Here is a 19787-nt window from a genome sequence, read left to right as displayed (position 1 = left end):
ATGTCGGGTTAGGCCGGCGCCGACCCAGGTGACGACTGCGGGCCCTGGCCGTAGTTCTGGGCCTGCTGGCCGCCGGGGGGATTGGAGTAGTTGACCGTCGCCGAACCAGCGTCGGAGCCGCTGCCCGCGTTGGCCGACGGCGGCGGACCGTAGCTGGGGAAGCCGGTGGGCGGCGTGGTGGGTGTCTGAAAGGTGGGCTGGGGTCCGGACTGCCCGGCGGCCAGCAGGCCCAGAACTACGGCCAGGGCCCGCAGTCGTCACCTGGGTCGGCGCCGGCCTAACCCGACGCATCCGCGTCTAGTCAGGCACATGCGCCGAGAGTGAAAAGGGTGTCAGAAGGCGCGGACTACCGGGCTGCGGGCGCACGTCAAGCGCGTGATCTCGTCCGGGTCGCATTCGGCCCCGCATTGATCGCGCTGTTGATCATCGCGGCCGTCACGTTGCTGCAGTTGCTGATCGCCAACAGCGACATGACCGGCGCCTTGGGTGCGATCGCCAGCATGTGGCTCGGCGTGCATGCCGTGCCAATCTCCATCGGCGGCCGCGAGCTGGGCGTGATGCCGCTGCTGCCGGTCCTTTTGATGGTGTGGGCGACCGCGCGCACCACCGCGCGGGCCACCTCCGCGCAGTCGTCATGGCTGGTGATCAGGTGGGTGCTCGCGTCGGCGCTGGGCGGGCCTGTGCTGTTGGCGGCCATCGCACTGGCGGTCATCCATGACGCGTCGTCGGTGCTCACCGAGCTGCAGACGCCCAGCGCCCTGCGCGCATTCGTCAGCGTGCTGGTGGTGCATGCGATCGGCGCTGCGATCGGAATCTGGTCGCGGGTGGGACGACGGGCGCTGGCGGCTTCGCCGCTGCCCGATTGGCTGGCCGACTCGATACGCGCCGCCTCGGCCGGCGTACTGGCGTTGTTCGGCCTCTCGGGCCTGGTGACGGTCGGGTCTTTGGTTGTGCACTGGGCGACGATGCAGGATCTCTACGGCATCACCGATTCGATATTCGGTCAGTTCAGCCTGACCGTGCTGTCGATGCTGTACGCGCCCAACGTCATCGTGGGCACCGCTGCGGTTACCGTCGGGTCCAGCGCGCACCTCGGCTTTGCGACGTTCAGCGCGTTCACCGTTTTCGGTGGTGATATCCCGGCGTTGCCGATCCTTGCCGCGCTCCCGACGCCGCAGCTGGGGCCGGCCTGGGTTGCCCTGCTGATCGTGGGCGCGTCGTCGGGCGTGGTGGTCGGCCAGCAGTGCGCCCGGCGTGCGCTGCTGTTTGTTCCGGCGATGGCCAAGCTGCTGGTGGCGGCGATCGCCGGGGCGTTGACGATGTCGTTGCTGGCGTACGGCGGAAGCGGCCGGTTGGGCAACTTCGGCGACGTCGGCGTTGACCAGGGCGCCCTGGTGATCGGCGTGTTCTTCTGGTTTGCCGTCGTCGGCGGCCTGACGGTGATGATGGCCGGCGGGATCCGCCGACGGCCCAGACGGCCGAAACCCGTTGCAGCTCCTGCTGAGGAACTCGACGAGCCGGCCGATGTCGGCGACGAGGACGCACCGGCCGCAGACGAGCCCGTCGAGCCCGTCCTCAGCGAGGACGCTCTCGGTGCCGACGAGGACGCGCCCGTGGATAACGAGCCGGCGCGCGATGTCGAGGAGTAGCCCGGCGCGTCTTCGGAACAGCGACATTTTCGTCCCGGGCTTTGCGCGTGAATCCTGGGTTTTGCGAGTGAATCCTGGGCGGAAATCAGCGCCCGATTCGCGCCCGGGATTCACATGGAAAGCCCACAGTGCACCACGAAAGCCGTCAGTTCACGACCAAAGCCGTCGAACACCAGCCTGAACTGGCGGCATCGAGACTGCGCTCAGGGCTACCGTTCGCGGCTGCACACAGCCCTGAATGCAGAGCCGACGCGACGTCGGCCTCCTCAGCGGCGCTTACCCACGCCAGACTAGGCTGCCCGTGTGCAGGAACCCGTGCCCCCGAGTGCACCGGCGCGGCTGGTGGTGCTGGCGTCGGGCACCGGTTCACTGCTGAACTCGCTGCTGAACGCTGCTCAAGACGACTACCCGGCGCGGGTGGTCGCGGTCGGCGTGGATCGCGACTGCCGGGCGATCGAGGTGGCCACCCAGGCCGGGGTCCCGTCCTTCACCGTCCGGCTGAAAGACCACCCCGACCGCACCGCGTGGGACGCCGCCATCACAGCAGCGACCGCCGACTACGAGCCCGACCTGGTCGTCTCTACCGGATTCATGAAAATCCTTGGCCCGCAATTTCTTTCGCGATTCGACGGACGCATCCTCAACACTCATCCGGCGCTGCTGCCGGCATTCCCCGGCGCGCATGCGGTGGCCGACGCACTGGCCTACGGTGTCAAGTTCACGGGCTGTACGGTGCACCTCGTGGATGCCGGCACCGACACCGGACCGATAGTGGCCCAGCGACCCGTCGAGGTGCTCGACGGCGACGACGAAGAGACTCTGCACGAACGCATCAAGGTCACCGAACGGCAATTGCTTGTCGACGTGGTGGCCGCGATCGCCATCCATGGCGTGACGGTGCTCGGAGGAAAAGCGACGATCGGACGAAAGGCGACTCCCGGGATGGGCACAGCATGAGCACGGACAAGAAGCCGATTCGCCGCGCGCTCATCAGCGTGTACGACAAGACCGGGCTGGCAGACCTCGCGCAGGGCCTCACCGCGGCCGGCGTCGAGATCGTCTCGACCGGATCCACGGCCAAAACCATTGCGGACAAAGGTATTCCGGTGACCCGCGTCGAGGAGCTCACCGGTTTCCCCGAGGTGCTCGACGGCCGGGTCAAGACGCTGCACCCGCGTGTGCACGCCGGTCTGCTGGCCGACCTGCGCAAGCCCGAACACGAAGCCGCCCTGCACGAGCTCGGAATCGAGGCGTTCCAGCTCGTCGTGGTCAATCTGTACCCGTTCAGCCAGACCGTGGAATCCGGGGCCGGGGTCGACGAGTGCGTCGAGCAGATCGACATCGGCGGCCCGTCGATGGTCCGGGCCGCGGCCAAGAATCATCCCAGCGTCGCTGTGGTCACCGACCCGCTCGGGTACGACGGCGTGCTGGCCGCGGTGCGTGACGGCGGATTTACCCTCGCCGAGCGTAAAAGGTTGGCGTCACTGGCATTTCAGCACACCGCCGAATACGACATCGCGGTCGCGAGCTGGATGCAGGACACGCTGGCACCCGAGCATCCGCAGGCGCAGTTCCCGCAGTGGTTCGCCAGAAACTGGCGTCGTCAGGCGACGCTGCGTTACGGCGAGAACCCGCACCAGCAGGCCGCGCTGTACGTTGACCCGGGCGCTTGGCCCGGCCTGGCGCAGGCCGAGCAGCTGCACGGAAAAGACATGTCCTACAACAACTTCACCGATGCGGACGCGGCTTGGCGGGCGGCCTTCGACCACGAGCAGACGTGCGTGGCAATCATCAAGCACGCCAACCCATGTGGCATCGCCATCTCCGACGTTTCGGTGGCAGACGCACATCGCAAGGCGCACGAATGCGACCCGTTGAGCGCATACGGCGGGGTCATCGCGGCCAACACCGAGGTCAGCGTCGAGATGGCCGAATACGTCAGCACCATCTTCACGGAGGTGATAGTCGCGCCGGCTTATGCGCCCGGCGCCGTCGAGTTGCTGACGCGCAAGAAGAACATTCGGGTGCTGGTGGCCTCCGAGCCCCTGACCGGCGGCCACGAAATCAGGCCGATCAGCGGCGGACTGCTCATGCAGCAGCGCGACCAGCTCGACGCGCACGGCGACAACCCGGCCAACTGGACCCTGGCCACCGGCGAGCCGGCCGACCCGGCCACCCTCACCAACCTGGTCTTCGCCTGGCGCGCCTGCCGCGCCGTCAAGTCGAACGCGATCGTGATCGCCGCCGACGGCGCGACCGTCGGGGTGGGCATGGGTCAAGTCAATCGAGTCGACGCCGCCAGGCTGGCCGTTGAAAGAGGCGGCGACCGGGTCCGTGGCGCGGTTGGAGCCTCCGACGCGTTCTTTCCCTTCCCGGACGGACTGGAGACGCTGGCGGCCGCCGGAGTCAAGGCGATAGTGCACCCCGGCGGCTCGGTGCGCGACGACGAAGTGACAGCCGCCGCGGGCCAAGCCGGTGTGACTTTGTACCTCACCGGAGCTCGTCACTTCGCCCATTGACCAGGGTTGGTAGGGCGTACTGAGGCCGCTCGTCGTAGCGTGGAGTGGTGACGTCACCGAGTCTTCTGCCCCGGACCGTCGGCGAGCTGCGTGCGGCTGGTCATCGAGAGCGGGGGGTCAAGCAGGAAATCCGGGAAAATCTGCTGACCGCGCTGGCCGACGGCGACAATGTCTGGCCCGGCATCCTGGGTTTCGACGAGACCGTGCTGCCTCAGCTGGAGCGGGCATTGATCGCCGGCCACGACTTCGTCTTGCTGGGTGAACGCGGTCAGGGCAAGACCCGGCTGTTGCGGGCGCTGGTCGGGTTGCTGGACGAGTGGACGCCGGTGATCGCGGGGGCGGAACTGGGCGAGCACCCCTACACACCGATCACGCCGGAGTCGATCCGGCGGGCCGCCGAACTCGGCGACGACCTGCCGGTGCAGTGGAAGCACCGCAGCGAGCGCTACACCGAAAAGCTGGCCACCCCGGACACCAGCGTCGCCGACCTGGTCGGTGACATCGACCCCGTCAAGGTCGCCGAGGGCCGCAGCCTCGGTGATCCCGAGACCATCGCCTACGGGCTCATCCCGCGCGCGCACCGCGGCATCGTCGCCGTCAACGAACTGCCCGACCTCGCCGAGCGCATCCAGGTGTCGATGCTGAACGTCATGGAGGAGCGCGACATTCAGGTCCGCGGTTACACCCTGCGCCTGCCCCTCGACGTCCTTGTGGTGGCTAGCGCCAACCCCGAGGACTACACAAACCGGGGTCGCATCATCACTCCGCTCAAGGACCGCTTCGGCGCGGAGATCCGCACCCACTACCCGCTGGAGCTCGAGGCCGAGATGGGCGTCATCGCTCAGGAGGCGCACCTGAGCGCGCAGGTGCCCGACTACCTCATGCAGGTGATCGCGCGGTTTGCCCGCTACCTGCGGGAGTCCAACTCCATCGATCAGCGCTCGGGGGTCTCGGCACGCTTCGCCATCGCGGCGGCGGAGACGGTAGCTGCCTCCGCACGGCACCGCGGCGCGGTGCTGGGGGAGACCGACCCGGTTGCCCGAGTGGTCGACCTGGGCACGGTGATCGACGTGCTGCGCGGCAAGCTGGAATTCGAGTCCGGCGAGGAAGGCCGTGAACAGGCGGTGCTCGAGCACCTGTTGCGCCGTTCGACCGCTGACACCGCGTCACGGGTGCTCGGCGGCATCGACGTCGGCTCCTTGGTGGCCGCCGTCGAAAGCGGTTCCACGGTGACGACGGGCGAGCGGGTATCGGCGAAGAATGTGCTGGCCGCCGTTCCGGGGCTGCCCGTGGTGGACAGTATCGCGAGAAAGCTGCGGGCCGAATCCGAAGGCGAACGCGCCGCCGCACTGGAGCTTGCGCTGGAGGCGCTGTACCTGGCGAAGCGGATCGACAAGGTCTCCGGGGAGGGCCAAACCGTTTATGGCTAAACCCGGGCCTCCCCCTTCTCGAGGCCACTCGTCGCGGTACTCGGCGTACACCGGCGGGCCGGACCCGCTGGCTCCGCCGGTGGATCTGCGCGAGGCGCTAGAGCAGATCGGGCAGGACGTCATGGCGGGCACCTCGCCGCGCCGGGCGTTGTCCGAGTTACTGCGGCGCGGCACCCAGAACCTGAATGGAGCCGACCGGTTGGCGGCCGAGGCTAACCGCCGTCGACGAGAACTACTGCGCCGCAACAACTTAGACGGCACCCTGCAGGAGATAAAGAGGTTGCTCGACGAGGCGGTTCTGGCCGAACGCAAGGAGCTGGCCCGGGCTCTGGACGACGACGCGCGCTTCGGCGAGCTGCAGTTGGATGCGCTTCCGGCGTCGCCGGCCAAGGCCGTGCAGGAGCTTTCCGATTACAACTGGCGCAGCGGCGAAGCCCGCCAAAAGTACGAGCAGATCAAGGATCTGCTGGGCCGGGAGATGCTGGACCAACGTTTCGCCGGCATGAAGCAGGCGCTGGAAGGATCCACCGACGCCGACCGCCAGCGTGTCAACGAGATGCTGGACGACCTGAACGAGTTGCTGGACAAGCACTCTCGCGGCGAAGACACCCAGCAGGACTTCGACGAGTTCATGGACAAGCATGGCGAGTTCTTCCCGGAGAACCCGCGCAACGTCGAGGAGCTGCTGGACTCGCTGGCCAAGCGAGCAGCTGCGGCCCAACGCTTCCGCAACAGCCTCAGTCCCGAACAGCGGGCCGAGCTGGATGCGCTGGCGCAGCAGGCATTTGGATCGCCGGCGTTGATGCAGGCGCTGAATCGGCTGGATGCGCATCTGCAGGCTGCGCGGCCGGGCGAAGACTGGACGGGATCCGAGGAGTTCTCCGGCGACAACCCGTTCGGCATGGGCGAAGGCACGCAGGCACTGGCCGATATCGGCGAGCTGGAGCAGCTCGCCGAGCAACTGTCGCAAAGCTATCCGGGCGCCACCATGGACGACGTCGATCTCGACGCGCTGGCCCGCCAGCTCGGTGACCAGGCCGCCATCGATGCCCGCACCTTGGCCGAACTGGAGCGCGCGCTGGTCAACCAGGGCTTCTTCGACCGTGGATCCGACGGTCAGTGGCGGCTCTCTCCGAAGGCGATGCGACGGCTGGGCGAAGCAGCGTTACGTGATGTGGCACAACAGCTTTCCGGGCGCCGCGGTGAGCGTGACCATCGTCGCGCCGGAGCGGCGGGTGAGCTGACCGGCGCCACCCGGCCCTGGCAGTTCGGCGACACCGAACCGTGGAACATCCCCCGTACGCTCACCAATGCCGTGCTGCGCCAAGCCGGTACGGGATCGGCCGGCCAGAGGTCGGCCATTCGGATCACCGTCGACGACGTCGAGGTCTCCGAGACCGAGACCCGCGTGCAGGCCGCGGTGGCGCTGCTGGTGGACACCTCGTTTTCGATGGTGATGGAGAACCGCTGGCTGCCGATGAAGCGAACGGCACTGGCGCTCAACCACCTGGTGTGCACCAGGTTCCGGTCAGATGCCTTGCAGATCATCGCCTTTGGCCGCTATGCGCGTACAGTGACCGCCGCCGAGCTGACCGGCTTGGAGGGCGTCTACGAGCAGGGCACCAACCTGCATCACGCGCTTGCGCTGGCCGGGCGTCACCTCAAGCGGCACCCCAACGCGCAGCCCGTCGTTCTGGTGGTGACCGACGGTGAGCCGACCGCCCACCTGGAGGATTTCGACGGGGACGGCAGCGCGGTGTTCTTTGATTACCCGCCGCATCCGCGGACCATCGCCCACACCGTGCGCGGATTCGACGACATGGCCCGGCTGGGCGCACAAATCACGATCTTCCGGCTGGGCAGCGACCCCGGCTTGGCGCGGTTCATCGACCAGGTGGCGCGACGGGTCGAGGGACGAGTCGTGGTGCCGGATCTCGACGGGCTGGGAGCGGCGGTAGTCGGCGACTACCTGCGGTCCCGACGCCACCCTTAGGTCCCGCGAGCAGACGCAAAATCGCGTAAATCGCATGGCATTTATGCGACTCTGCGTCTGCTCGCGCCCATAGGCTCGCGTTCATAACTGGTGTTGCGGCGGCGCGGGCGGCAATTCGTACGGGCCGCTCCCGCCGGGCAGCCGGTCCACGCCCGACGCACGCGGCATGACGAGGTCGTCGGGCAGTCCGGCCAGCACCGCCGCCATGTTGTAGGCGCTCATCCGAAGTTCCCCGTTGCTCCCGACGCGAGGATATTCCGAATGACCGTATGCCCGTTCGTGAACCTGGCCGTCGCCGTACTGCCCACCCAGCGCCAGGCCCGTACTCGTCGACAGCTCCGTCATTCCGGGCACATCTTGTGGTGCGCGACCGAAGATGCCGAATCCGGGAATCACATCGGCCACATGGTCATTGACGCCGATCAGGTAGTAGGCGTGCCCAGGTTGGACGCCCAGTTGCGCGGCGTCGCCGAGTTCGATCCCGGGTGAGCCGTACAGGACGACGTCGCTGACCGGCGCGCCCTGCTGCAACGCCAGACTGGTCACCAGTGACCCGTAGGAGTGTCCGAGAGCGGTGATGCGCTGATCGGCGACGCTGGTGGTGGCCGCGAGCGCTTTGTAGAAGTTGTTCAGCGAACCCGCACTCTTGCGCGCCAGCCCGATATTGCTGACGTCGGTGAGGCTATCGGGTGCGTCGTAGCCCAGCCATACCACGGATGCCACCGCGTCGTATCCGGGCTTGCCCGCCAGTCTGCGTAATTCGCTTGCCTTGTTGCGCTGGGCTTCGGCCTCGCGCACCATTTGCCCGACGCTGGAGCTGACCCGGGTGTTGAGGCCGCCCACGGTGACGCCGACGCAGTCAGCATCGTCGACGTCACCGATAGCGATCGCCGCGAGCACTTTGCGGGGATCGCCGTCGGCGTCCAACAGCATCAGGCGAGCGCCCGGGTGCGCGGTTAAAGCCTGTTGCAGCGCAATAAGATCAGCGAGCTTGTCCGGGTTGGTATGCCAGCCGTCGGCGTTGAGCCAGCCGTTCTCGAGTCGGTCGATTTCGCGTTGCAGCACAGGCATATTGAGTTCGCTGCGGACATCAGCGGGTATGCCGTCGAGGTTGCGGATGCTACCCCCGTACCGCTCTTTGACCCGATCCTGCTGGCCAGGGGTCAGCGAATGCCACCACTTGTTGACCCCAGCGGGACTGCTGCCCGACGGCGGCGTCTGCAGCACTTCGACTGCGGTACCGCTTATTTGGGCATCGACTTGCTCGGCAGACAGATCGCCCTCGGCGCCGCGGATCGCCGCGGCGAGGTCCTCGTCGGCCCGTTCGGCGTCGGCCAGCAGGTTGGTGATGCCACGCGTCAGGTCGAAGTGCGCTTCGCTGATCCGATCGCGGTCGGCGGTCGATAACCACGGAAAGCCGCCCGGCGGGACGACGGTGCCAGTGACGTCATCGATCGTCAGGCCAAGATCCCGTGCAGTCTGCCTGATCGCTCGAAGCCGCGACTTGATCACGGTGATCTCCTCGACCGACTTCTGCGCCGCCCGGGCGACCGCCTGGCAGGCGTCGGCGTGCGTGTCGAGGATGACGGTCGTGTGGTGGATGGCCAGCTGCGCCGCATCCGCGGCGTCACCACCGAAGTCGAGCAGTCGCGTCGTGTCGCTCAGAGCAGCCGACGCCACGCGTGTGCCGTGGGCACGTTTGATCGCCGCCTCGAACACGGCTGCGACCGCCCCCGGGTCCCAACGTTCGATGTCAGCCAAGGTCAGCGTCATCGCCTGGTTTCGCCGCGGTGCTCAGCTGGGCCAGGGCCACGGTGTTGCGCTGCTCCATCTGCTGGAAGCGGGCGGCGGCGAAGTGCATGCCGCAGGAGTGCTCGCCGAAGCGGGCGATGTGCGCGGTGCTGGTCATGGCCCACCCGTCGAGCAGTCCGGACAAGGCCTGCGCCGACGATCCGACCCATCCGGGCTGCGCGCGCTCGGCCACGCCGTGGCAGGACAGTTGCAGGGCCAGCAATGACTCGCCATGGTCGGCCAGCTCATTGCCGATCCGGACGAGCGAATCAGGAGTCGTCCGCAACTGTTGCGGCATAACAACTCTCGGGTGCATCGCGCGGAGTATTACACGCACTCAAAGGGCGGGCTACTCACCGTCGTGAGCAGACGCAAAAGCTTCCACAGCGGGTGGCTGTGAGGGACTCTTCCCGGCGAACTACCTGCGCGGCCTGCGGGCTTTGCGCTTGATGGTCACGCCGCCCCACAACGAGAAGCCGCGGATCTTCACCGTCGGAGCGCCCCGGACACCTTCGCCGAGAACCTCACGGTCGAAGCCGCCCATCACCCCGTGGCCATGGATCTCGACGTTGACTTCCGGCGGCAACAGGATGGTCTGCATGCCCATGATCGAATACGCATGGATTTCGACCTCGGTCGACGTGAAGTCTGCGTAGCGCAGATCCAGCACCCCGCTGCCCCAGAGCGTGAGGGTGGTCAGCTTCTTCGGCACGTTCCATCGGCCGCGCCGTTCGAACCCGCTCAGCAGGGCCAGCAGCAGCGTCGAAGGCGCCGGATTGGGTTTGCCGCCGCGGCGCTGGTTTATCGGTGCACCCGGCAGGTCTGCCCGGAGTCGATCCAATTCTTCGTATGTGGTGGCGGCATAGGCCTTGGTGAGCCGGTCTTCGTAGTCGTTCAGCTGCAGACGGCCTTGCTCGGCCGCATAGGCCAGCAGTTGCGCGAGCATGATGCGATCGGTGTCGCCCGCGCGCGACGGTTCGTCACGCGCGTCCCTCGTGTCACGTCGAGCGGAGTTGCTCATCACCCACGAGCGTACGACGTCCAGGACTTAGGGCAAGTGGGTTGGCTAAACTGCAACCTCCGTGTCGCATAGCTGCTGGTCACCAGTTGTTCACGGCCGACGCACGGTTCCCCGAGCCGGTCCCGTGGGTGGTTTCTTGTCGTTACAGCGCATTTCCGGCGGGTGCCGTTTGACGGCTCGGGCCCCTCGTCAGCGCCCGGCATCGTCAGTGGTGGAGGCTGCCCAACTCGGCGGACGCTTCTGCAGGAACGCGAGCATGCCTTCGCGGGCTTCCTCGGACACGAACAGTCGCGCTGACTCTTCGGTGAGGCGTTCGGCGTCGCGGTCGAAGGCCGCCAGGACTGCGGCCGTGGTGAGGGCCTTGGAGGCGGCGAGGCCCTGCGGTGACCCTTTGCCGACGTCGGCGACCAGGCCGGCCACCGCCCCGTCGACGTCGTCCGTCGCCATCGTGACAAGCCCGATCTGGACCGCTGTGTGAGCGTCGAACGTCTCGCCGGTCAGGTAGTAGCGGGAGGCGGCCCGCGACGACATTTTGGGCAGCAGTGTCAGCGAGATGATCGCCGGCGCGACGCCGATCCGGGCCTCGGTGAGCGCGAAGGTGCTGCGGGGACCGGCGACCACCATGTCGCAGGCGCCGACCAGTCCGAACCCGCCGGCCCGGACGTGCCCGTTGATGGCGCCGATGACCGGCAGCGGCAATTCGACGATGGCACGCAACAAGGCGGTCATCTCCCGGGCCCGCGCCACCGCCGTGTCAAATGCCGATTGTGGCGACCCGCTGCCGGCTTCGCTCAAGTCCGCGCCCGCGCAGAAAGTGCCGCCGGTATGTCCCAAGACAACCGCGCGCACCGCCGGATCCGCCACGGCGTCACGCAACCCCTGGTGCAGTTGAGTCAACAGCGCGGTCGAAACCGCGTTGCGGTTGTGCGGCGAGTTCAGCGTCAGCCGCGCGAATGGACCGCCGCACTCGGCCGGCCCCGCATATTCGACAACCGTTTCCATCAGTACGACTTCAGTAGCTTCGGGGGAGGCCCAGCGATGTCTGTGCGACGAAGTTCAGCACCATTTCCCGGCTGATCGGGGCGATTCTTCCCAACCGTGCCGAAGTCATCATCGCCGCCACGCCGTACTCCTTGGTGAGCCCGTTGCCGCCCATCGACTGCACAGCCTGATCGACCGTGCGGTTAGCCGCTTCGGCCGCAGCATATTTGGCCATGTTGGCGGCTTCGGCGGCACCCACGTCGTCGCCGCTGTCGTAGAGCGACGCGGCCTTCTGCATCATCAGCTTGGCCAGTTCGATCTCAATGTGACACTGCGCCAACGGATGTGACAGGCCCTGGTGTGCGCCGATCGGAGTGGACCAGACCTTGCGGGTCTTGACGTAGTCGACGGCCTTACTAAGCGCGAACCGACCCATGCCTACCGAGCTGGCCGCACCCATGATGCGCTCGGGGTTCAGGCCCGCGAAAAGCTGGGCGATGGCGGCGTCCTCGGCGCCGACGAGCGCGTCGGACGGCAGTCGCACGTCGTCGATGAACACCTGGAATTGGCGCTCGGGACTGATCAGCTCCATCTCGATCGGGGTGTAGGTGAAGCCGGGCGCGTCGGTGGGCACCACGAACAACGCGGGGCGCAGCTTGCCTGTTTTGGCCTCTTCGGTGCGGGCCACCACAAGCACCGCCTGGGCTTGGTCGACTCCGGAGATGAAGACCTTCTGGCCCTTGAGGATCCAGTCGCTGCCGTCGCGGCGGGCGGTCGTGATGATCTTGTGTGAGTTGGATCCGGCGTCGGGCTCGGTGATAGCGAACGCCATAGTGAGGGAGCCGTCGGCGATGGCCGGGATCCAGCGCTTCTTCTGCTCTTCGGTGCCGAACTTGCTGATGATGGTGCCATTGATGGCGGGCGATACCACCATGAGCAGCAACGCGCTACCCGCCGCTGCCATCTCCTCCATCACCAGTGACAGCTCGTACATCCCGGCGCCGCCACCGCCGTACTCCTCCGGCAGGTTCACCCCCAAGAAGCCGAGTTTTCCTGCCTCCGACCACAATTCGTCGGTGTGCTGGTGCGCGCGAGCCTTCTGCAGGTAGTACTCGCCGCCGTAGTTGGAGGCCCACTCGGATACCGCCTTGCGCAGCGCCCGGCGCTCCTCACTCTCGATGAAGCTGGTATCGATCATTACGAATCTCCTTCTGGGTCGGGCGCTTCCACGCGAGCCGGGTCTGGATGGTCGCGACCCGCTGCGCCCGGCTGCGCCGCGCTTGCGATCACTCCGAGGACCGCGCCGACTTCCACTTGCTGGCCGGTGTTGACGTCGAGGTGGGTGAGCACACCGTCGTTCGGTGCGGTGATGGTGTGCTCCATCTTCATTGCCTCGAGCCAGATCAGTGGCTGACCGGCAGTGACGGCATCGCCGACGGCCGCGCCGATCCGGATGACGTTGCCCGGCATCGGCGCCACCAGAGACCCTCGTTCGACGGCCGAACCCGGCTCGGGGAAGCGCGGCAGCGCCGTCAGGTGGACGGGGCCGCGGGACGAATCGACGTACACGTCTTGGCCGTACTGTGCCACCAGGAACCGAAAGGCCACCCCGTCCGCGTCCAGCACCACCTGATCGGGCGCCAGTGAGACCAGTTGCACCGCCGGATCATCGGGCAGCGCCAATCCGGTTCTGCCGAACCGGTATTGGACCTGGTGCTCGGCGTCGCCATCGTCGCGGTAGGTCTTGACCTGATAGCCCGACGCCACGTTGCGCCAGCCGCCGGGAATCGAACCGAACGCGCTTGCTGTGGCGCGATTGTGTGCGGCGTCGGCAAGCGCGGCGGCGATCATCGACAGTCGCACGGTCGCCGAGTCGGCCAGCGCCGCGGACAGCCCTGTCAGGCCGTGCGTGTCGAAAAATGCTGTGTCGGTGGCGCCGTCGAGGAAGGCCGGGTACCGCAGCACGTTGACCAACAGCTCGCGGTTGGTGCGCAGGCCGTGCAGGCGGGTGCGGGCCAGCGCGTCCGCCAGTACCAGCGCCGCCTGGCGGCGCGTCGGCGCGTAGGAGATGACTTTGGCCAGCATCGGGTCGTAGTGGATCGACACCGTCGAGCCGTCGACGATGCCGGAATCCAGCCTGATCCCGGTGTGCCGTCGCAGCGAGGAGAATTCGGCGGCAACCGACGGCACGTCGATGGTGTGCACCACGCCGGCCTGGGGTTGCCAGCCGCGCGCCGGATCCTCGGCATACAGCCGGGCTTCGATCGAATACCCTGTGGCCGCAGGGGGTTCGGCCTCGAGCCGACCGCCGGAAGCGACCGCGAGCTGCAGTTCGACCAGGTCCACCCCGGTGGTTTCCTCGGTCACCGGGTGCTCGACCTGCAGCCGGGTGTTCATCTCCAGGAAGTAGAACTCGCCGTCATCATCGGCCAGGAACTCCACGGTTCCCGCACCGGTGTAGCCGATCGCACTGGCGGCCAGCCGCGCCGCGTCGAACAGCTTCGCGCGCATGCCCGGAACCCGCTCGACCAACGGCGACGGCGCCTCCTCGATGATCTTCTGGTGGCGGCGCTGGATCGAGCATTCGCGTTCGCCGACGGCCCACACGGTACCGTGGGTGTCGGCCATGACCTGAACCTCGACATGGTGCCCGGTGGGCAGGTAGCGCTCGCAGAACACCGTCGGGTCACCGAACGCGGACTGCGCTTCGCGACGCGCCGCCTCGACCTCGCCGGGTAGCGCCGACAATTCGCGAACCACCCGCATCCCGCGGCCGCCACCGCCCGCGGACGCCTTGACCAGCACCGGCAGCTGCGCTTCGGTGACGGTCTCGGGGTCCAATTCGTCGAGCACCGGAACGCCGGCGGCGGCCATGAGCTTTTTGGACTCGATCTTGGAGCCCATCGCCCGCACCGCGTCCACCGGCGGCCCCACCCAGGTGAGGCCGGCCTCTTGCACGGCGGCTGCGAATTCGGCGTTCTCCGAGAGGAATCCGTATCCGGGGTGGATTGCGTCGGCGCCTGCCGCCCGCGCGGCCGCGACGATCGCTCCGGCGTTCAGATAATCATTGGTGTTCGGCAGGCGCACCCGCGCGTCGGCCTCGCCGACGTGCGGCGCGTCCGCATCCGGGTCGGTGTGGACGGCGACGGTTCCCAGACCCAACCGCCGACAGGTGGCGAATACCCGCCGGGCGATCTCGCCCCGGTTGGCAACCAGCACTCGAGTCACAGGCATGAGGCTCACATCCGGAAGACGCCGAAGTTCGACGTTCCCCTGATCGGGCCATTGGCGATGGCGGACAAACACATTCCCAGCACGATGCGGGTGTCGCGCGGATCGATCACCCCGTCGTCGTAAAGCATCCCGGACAGCACCATCGGCAGTGATTCGGCTTCGATCTGGCCTTCGACGGCGGCGCGCATCGCGGCATCGGCCGCTTCGTCGACCTGCTGCCCGCGAGCCTCGGCGGCCGCGCGGGCCACGATCGACAGCACGCCCGAGAGCTGCGCGCCGCCCATCACCGCGGATTTGGCGCTCGGCCAGGCGAACAGGAACCGCGGTTCGTAGGCGCGGCCGCACATGCCGTAGTGGCCGGCGCCGTAGGACGCGCCGATGATCAGCGAGATGTGCGGGACCGTCGAATTCGACACGGCGTTGATCATCATCGAGCCGTGCTTGATCATCCCGCCTTCTTCGTAATCCTTGCCCACCATGTAGCCGGTGGTGTTGTGCAGGAACAACAATGGCGTGTCAAAGCGGTTGGCCAGCTGGATGAATTGGGTTGCCTTCTGCGACTCCTCGCTGAACAAGACGCCTCGCGCATTAGCCAGGATGCCCACCGGGTAGCCGTGCAACTGGGCCCACCCGGTCACCAGCGACGACCCGTACATCGGCTTGAATTCGTCGAACTCGGAGCCGTCGACTATGCGGGCAATCACTTCCCGCGGGTCGAACGGGATGCGCAGGTCGGCCGGGACGATGCCGATCAACTCCTCGGCAACGAACAGCGGCTCGGTCACGGGTTTCGGTTCGGGCCCCTGCTTCCGCCAGTTCAGCCGGGCCACTATGCGCCGGCCGATGCGTAAGGCGTCCAGTTCGTCGACCGCGAAGTAGTCGGCCAAACCCGATATGCGCGCGTGCATTTCAGCGCCGCCCAGCGATTCGTCGTCGGATTCTTCACCGGTGGCCATCTTCACCAGCGGGGGTCCGGCCAGGAACACCTTGGAGCGTTCCTTGATCATCACCACGTGATCCGACATGCCGGGCACGTAGGCACCGCCCGCGGTGGAGTTGCCGAATACCAACGCGATAGTGGGGATGCCCGCCGCTGACAGCCGGGTCAGGTCGCGGAACATCTGTCCGCCGGGTACGAAGATCTCCTTCTGCGTGGGCAGGTCCGCGCCGCCGGATTCCACCAGCGAAACCACCGGAAGCCGATTCTGCAACGCAATCTGCTTGGCCCGCAGTATCTTTCGCAGCGTCCAGGGGTTACTGGTGCCGCCTTTGACGGTGGGGTCGTTGGCGACGATCATGCATTCAACGCCGGAGACCGCGCCGATGCCGGTGACCAGGCTGGCGCCGACCGTGAACGCGCTGCCGTATGCCGCCAGCGGACTCAGTTCCAGGAACGGCGAATCCGGGTCGACGAGTAGCTCGATGCGTTCCCGCGCGGTCATCTTGCCGCGGGCGTGGTGGCGCTCGACGTACTTGGGACCGCCACCCGCAAGCGCTTTGGCCAGTTCGGCGTCGATCTCGTCGAGCCGTGACGTCGCGGCCGCGGCTGCCTCAGCGTAGCCCTCGGCGTTCGGGTCGAGTGTGGACTGCAGCACGGTCATGATTGGTATCCCAGGAGTTTAGCGGCCAGCGCGGTGAGGATTTCGGTGGTGCCGCCGCCGATGCCCAGGATTCGCATGTCCCGGTACTGGCGCTCGACTTCGGATTCGGCCATGTAGCCCATGCCGCCGAATAGCTGCACCGCTTGGTTGGCCACCCACTCGCCGGCTTCGACTGCGGTGTTCTTGGCGAAGCACACCTGCGCGATCAGGTTGGTTTCTCCAGCCAGTTGGCGCTCCACCACACTGCGTGAGTAGACGCGTGCCACGTCGATGCGGCGGGCCATTTCGGCGAGCGTGTTCTGCACAGCCTGCCGCGAGATCAGCGGACGGCCGAACGTCTCCCGGTCGCGGCACCACTGCGCGGTGATGTCCAGGCATCGTTGCGCGCTCGAATAGGCTTGAGCGGCAAGCCCGATGCGCTCGGCAACGAAGGCGTGCGCGATCTGGGCGAAGCCCGAGTTCTCGCTGCCGACGATGTTGTCCGCGGGGACCCGGACATCGGTGTAGGACAGCTCGGCGGTGTCCGAGGACCGCCAACCCATCTTGTCCAGCTTGCGGCTCACCTCGAAGCCAGGTGTGCCCTTGTCGACCACCAGCAGCGAAACTCCCGCTGCGCCAGGGCCTCCGGTGCGCACCGCGGTAACCACATAGTCGGCGCGGACCCCGGAGGTGATGTAGGTCTTGGCGCCGTTGACGATGTAATGGTCGCCGTCACGCACCGCGGTGGTGCGCAGGTGCCCGACGTCCGACCCGCCGCCGGGTTCGGTGATGGCCAGGGCGCCGATCTTCTCGCCGGTCAGTGTCGGGCGCACGTACGCATCGATCTGCCGCTGGTCGCCGGAGGCAATCATGTGCGGAACCGCAATGCCGCAGGTGAACAACGACGCGAACACCCCTCCCGGCGCGCCGGACTGGTGCATCTCCTCACAGATCACCACCGCATCGGCCCCGTCCCCGCCGCCACCGCCGACGGCCTCCGGAAAGTTGGCGCCCAGCAGCCCGGCCGCTCCGGCGCGCTGGTGCAGGTCGCGCGGCAGGTCGCCGGTGCGTTCCCACTCGTCGATGTTGGGCAGAATCTCCCGTTCGGCGAAGGAGCGCACGGTCTTTCGCAGTTGCTCGCGCTCCGGCGTGGTCCAGATGCTCACAACAATCTCTCCGGTATGTCGACGTGGCGGCTGCGCAGCCATTCGCCCAGCCCCTTGGCTTGTGGATCGAATCGCGCCTGGTAGGCGACGCCTTCACCGAGGATTCCCTCGATGACGAAGTTCACCGCCCGCAGCTTGGGCAGTACATGGCGGGTGACCTCGAGATCGGCCGTCTCGGGCAGGAGTTGCTTGAGCAGTTCGACGGTCAGCGTATTGGCCAGCCAGCGCCACTGCTCGTCGGTGCGCACCCAGACGCCGACGTTGGCCGATCCTCCCTTGTCGCCGCTGCGGGCGCCGGCGATCAGGCCCAGCGGCACACGCCGGGCCGGGCCGGGCGGCAGGGGGTCCGGCAATGCCGGAGTGTCCGCCGGTGCCAACTCCAAAGTCTCGGTGGCACAAGGAATCTCCGAACGTGTGCCATCGGCGTGGACGGCGACGTGCGGCACCAGGGCGGCATCGACATAGCCGGGCCGGAAGACGCCGTACACCTGGCCGTCGCCGGGCGGGGCGGTGGAGGTGAATCCCGGATAGCTGGCGAGCGCCAATTCGACTGCTGCTGAGGAGAATTGACGTCCCACGTTGGCAGGGTCCGGATCGCGGACCACGCAGCTCAGCAACGCGCTGGCGGCTTCTTCGGTATCGGCATCGGGGTGGTCGGTGCGGGCCAGCGTCCACTGCAGCTCGGCTGGCTTGACGGACAGACCGGATTCGAGCTGCCGTCGCACCAAGTCGGCCTTGGCTTCGATGTCCAGCCCGGTCAGCACGAACGTCATGGAGTTGCGGAACCCGCCGATGCTGTTCAGCGAGACCTTGAGGGTGGGCGGTGGGGGCTCGCCGAGCACACCGCTGACGCGCACCCGGTCCGGGCCGTCGTCAGACAGCTCGATGCTGTCCATCCGGGCCGTCACATCGGGGTTGGCGTAGCGAGCGCCGGTGATCTCGTAGAGCAGTTGGGCGGTGACGGTATCGACGCTGACCAGCCCGCCGGTGCCGGGATGCTTGGTGATCACCGACGAGCCGTCGGCGTCGACCTCGGCCAGCGGAAAGCCCGCATAGGTCAGATCGGGAACTTCCGTGAAAAAGGAAAAGTTGCCGCCGGTGGCCTGGACACCGCATTCGATGATGTGGCCGGCGACCACGGCGCCCGCCAGCTGGTCGTAGTCGGTACGGCCCCAGCCGAAGTGCGCAGCCGCCGACCCGACGATCACCGAGGCGTCGGTGACGCGGCCGGTGACCACGACGTCGGCTCCGGCGTTGAGGCAGTCGGCGATACCCCAGCCACCCAGGTATGCGTTGGCCGTTAACGGGTTGCCGAGTCCCAGTTCGGCCGCCCGGGGCAACAGGTCGTCGCCCTCGACGTAGGCGATCCGGGCCGGGATGCCCAGCCGTTGCGCCAGCGCGCGCACCGCCTCCGCCAGTCCGGCGGGGTTCAGTCCGCCTGCGTTGGCGACGATGCTCACCCCACGGTCGATCGCCAGCCCAAGGCACTCTTCGAGTTGGGTCAGGAATGTTTTGGCGTAGCCGCGCTCAGGGTGTTTCATCTTGTCGCGGCCGAGGATCAGCATGGTCAGCTCGGCCAGATAATCCCCGGTGATGTAGTCCAGTTCGCCACCGGTGAGCATCTCGTGCATCGCCGACAGCCGGTCGCCGTAGAAACCCGAGCAGTTCCCGATTCGCACGGCACCGGACGATGGGGCCACGCGCCCTCCCTTCATTGGGACCACCGGTGGCGGAAAACAAACCAACCAACCGGTAGGTTAGCGGGAGTCGTCTGGGTGGCGCCAACCGGCTGGGCGTCGCGACGCCGTTTTGGCGGCCGGCAGGTCACCGACTATCCTTGACTGCCTGTACGGGCGCACCGCGTGACCATGCCCCGCGAGACCGTCTTCAAACCCCGACCGAGGAGTGAGGCCCGACCATGGCGACACCCAAGCGCAGGATGTCGCGCGCGAACACCCGAAGCCGGCGCGCGCAGTGGAAGGCCACCCGAACCGAGCTCGTCGGTGTGACGGTGGCGGGACAAAAGCACAAGGTGCCTCGCAGGCTGCTCAAGGCGGCCCGCCTCGGTCTGATCGATCTCGACAAGCGCTAACCCAGAGGATCTCCGGCCGCGTTGGCCGCAGCGGTCTCAACTGCCGCAGCAGTCTTTGCCCGGTGAAATGGGCATCAGCACTGCGGTTCGGCGTGTATTGCCCGACTTTCGGTGTAGCGGAGGGCATTGAGTGTGCACTGTTGGCGTTCGGTGTGAAGCCTGGGCGTTGAGCGTGAATCCTGGGCTTTGCAGGTGAATCCTGGGCGGAAATTTGCGCGGCTTCCCGCCCTAGGCTCACACCGAACGCCCCCACCTCACGCTCAACGCCCAGGCTTCACACCGAACGCCAACAGTGCACACTCAATGCCCTCCGCTACACCGAAAGTCGGGC

The 19787-nt window shown here is 67.1% G+C and carries 15 protein-coding genes and 1 pseudogene; 6 read left to right on the top strand and 10 right to left on the bottom strand.

Going from position 1 to position 19787, the window contains the following annotated elements; genetic code table 11:
* Positions 1–8: 8 nt before the first annotated feature.
* Positions 9–230 (bottom strand): annotated as a pseudogene (locus A5791_RS27395) (hypothetical protein); the annotation flags it as partial.
* Positions 231–320: 90 nt separating this feature from the next.
* Here A5791_RS27395 and A5791_RS24695 point away from each other — a divergent pair.
* From A5791_RS24695 to A5791_RS24675, 5 genes are all read left to right on the top strand, one after another.
* Complete coding sequence (locus A5791_RS24695; RefSeq protein ID WP_067242734.1) at positions 321–1649, top strand: DUF6350 family protein; 1329 nt, start codon at positions 321–323, stop codon at positions 1647–1649.
* Between the two features lie 303 nt (positions 1650–1952).
* Entirely contained in the window at positions 1953–2606 is a 654-nt protein-coding gene (gene purN, locus A5791_RS24690; RefSeq protein WP_067242732.1) for a phosphoribosylglycinamide formyltransferase, read from the top strand.
* The gene (purH, locus tag A5791_RS24685; protein WP_067242730.1) at positions 2603–4168 is read left to right on the top strand and encodes a bifunctional phosphoribosylaminoimidazolecarboxamide formyltransferase/IMP cyclohydrolase; all 1566 of its coding nucleotides are present in this window, start codon (positions 2603–2605) and stop codon (positions 4166–4168) included. The genes purN and purH overlap by 4 nt, the downstream gene beginning before the upstream one ends.
* Positions 4169–4212: 44 nt before the next feature.
* Positions 4213–5598 carry an ATP-binding protein gene (locus A5791_RS24680; protein WP_067242728.1) on the top strand — a complete coding sequence of 462 codons (1386 nt, stop codon included), beginning with the start codon at positions 4213–4215 and terminating at the stop codon, positions 5596–5598.
* Entirely contained in the window at positions 5591–7591 is a 2001-nt protein-coding gene (locus A5791_RS24675) for a VWA domain-containing protein (protein WP_082967122.1), read from the top strand. The genes A5791_RS24680 and A5791_RS24675 overlap by 8 nt, the downstream gene beginning before the upstream one ends.
* An 81-nt stretch (positions 7592–7672) precedes the next feature.
* Here the strand turns inward: A5791_RS24675 and A5791_RS26625 are convergent, their stop codons facing one another.
* The 9 genes from A5791_RS26625 to A5791_RS24630 all read right to left on the bottom strand — a co-directional run bounded on the left by A5791_RS26625 (position 7673) and on the right by A5791_RS24630 (position 19043).
* Complete coding sequence (locus A5791_RS26625; RefSeq protein ID WP_156661592.1) at positions 7673–9364, bottom strand: alpha/beta hydrolase; 1692 nt, start codon at positions 9362–9364, stop codon at positions 7673–7675.
* The gene (locus A5791_RS24665; protein ID WP_231996002.1) at positions 9345–9698 is read right to left on the bottom strand and encodes a hypothetical protein; all 354 of its coding nucleotides are present in this window, start codon (positions 9696–9698) and stop codon (positions 9345–9347) included. Before A5791_RS24665 ends, A5791_RS26625 begins: the two co-directional genes overlap by 20 nt.
* A gap of 102 nt (positions 9699–9800) precedes the next feature.
* Positions 9801–10403, bottom strand: a complete 603-nt coding sequence (locus A5791_RS24660; RefSeq protein WP_067242724.1) for a DUF1707 domain-containing protein — start codon at positions 10401–10403, stop codon at positions 9801–9803.
* 189 nt (positions 10404–10592) lie between these two features.
* Positions 10593–11405, bottom strand: coding sequence for an enoyl-CoA hydratase family protein (locus A5791_RS24655; protein WP_067242722.1), 813 nt, complete (start codon positions 11403–11405; stop codon positions 10593–10595).
* Positions 11406–11415: 10 nt separating this feature from the next.
* Positions 11416–12582: an acyl-CoA dehydrogenase family protein gene (locus A5791_RS24650; protein ID WP_067242719.1), complete on the bottom strand. Its 1167-nt coding sequence runs from the start codon at positions 12580–12582 to the stop codon at positions 11416–11418.
* Positions 12582–14618: a biotin carboxylase N-terminal domain-containing protein gene (locus A5791_RS24645; RefSeq protein WP_067242717.1), complete on the bottom strand. Its 2037-nt coding sequence runs from the start codon at positions 14616–14618 to the stop codon at positions 12582–12584. The genes A5791_RS24650 and A5791_RS24645 overlap by 1 nt, the downstream gene beginning before the upstream one ends.
* A 5-nt stretch (positions 14619–14623) precedes the next feature.
* Positions 14624–16213, bottom strand: coding sequence for an acyl-CoA carboxylase subunit beta (locus tag A5791_RS24640; protein ID WP_156661594.1), 1590 nt, complete (start codon positions 16211–16213; stop codon positions 14624–14626).
* A 2-nt stretch (positions 16214–16215) separates the two neighbouring features.
* Entirely contained in the window at positions 16216–17364 is a 1149-nt protein-coding gene (locus A5791_RS24635; protein WP_067242713.1) for an acyl-CoA dehydrogenase family protein, read from the bottom strand.
* Positions 17361–19043, bottom strand: coding sequence for an acyclic terpene utilization AtuA family protein (locus A5791_RS24630; protein WP_156661593.1), 1683 nt, complete (start codon positions 19041–19043; stop codon positions 17361–17363). Before A5791_RS24630 ends, A5791_RS24635 begins: the two co-directional genes overlap by 4 nt.
* Positions 19044–19282: 239 nt before the next feature.
* Between A5791_RS24630 and rpmF the strand changes: the two genes are divergently transcribed.
* On the top strand, positions 19283–19456 hold the full coding sequence (gene rpmF / locus A5791_RS24625; protein WP_067242709.1) for a 50S ribosomal protein L32: 174 nt from the start codon (positions 19283–19285) through the stop codon (positions 19454–19456).
* Positions 19457–19787 lie beyond the last annotated feature (331 nt).

The sequence above is a fragment of the Mycobacterium sp. 852002-51163_SCH5372311 genome (assembly GCF_001667115.1).
Lineage (GTDB): Bacteria > Actinomycetota > Actinomycetes > Mycobacteriales > Mycobacteriaceae > Mycobacterium.
Note: the sequence above shows the minus strand (reverse complement) of the source record. Positions and strands in the feature narration are given on the sequence as shown.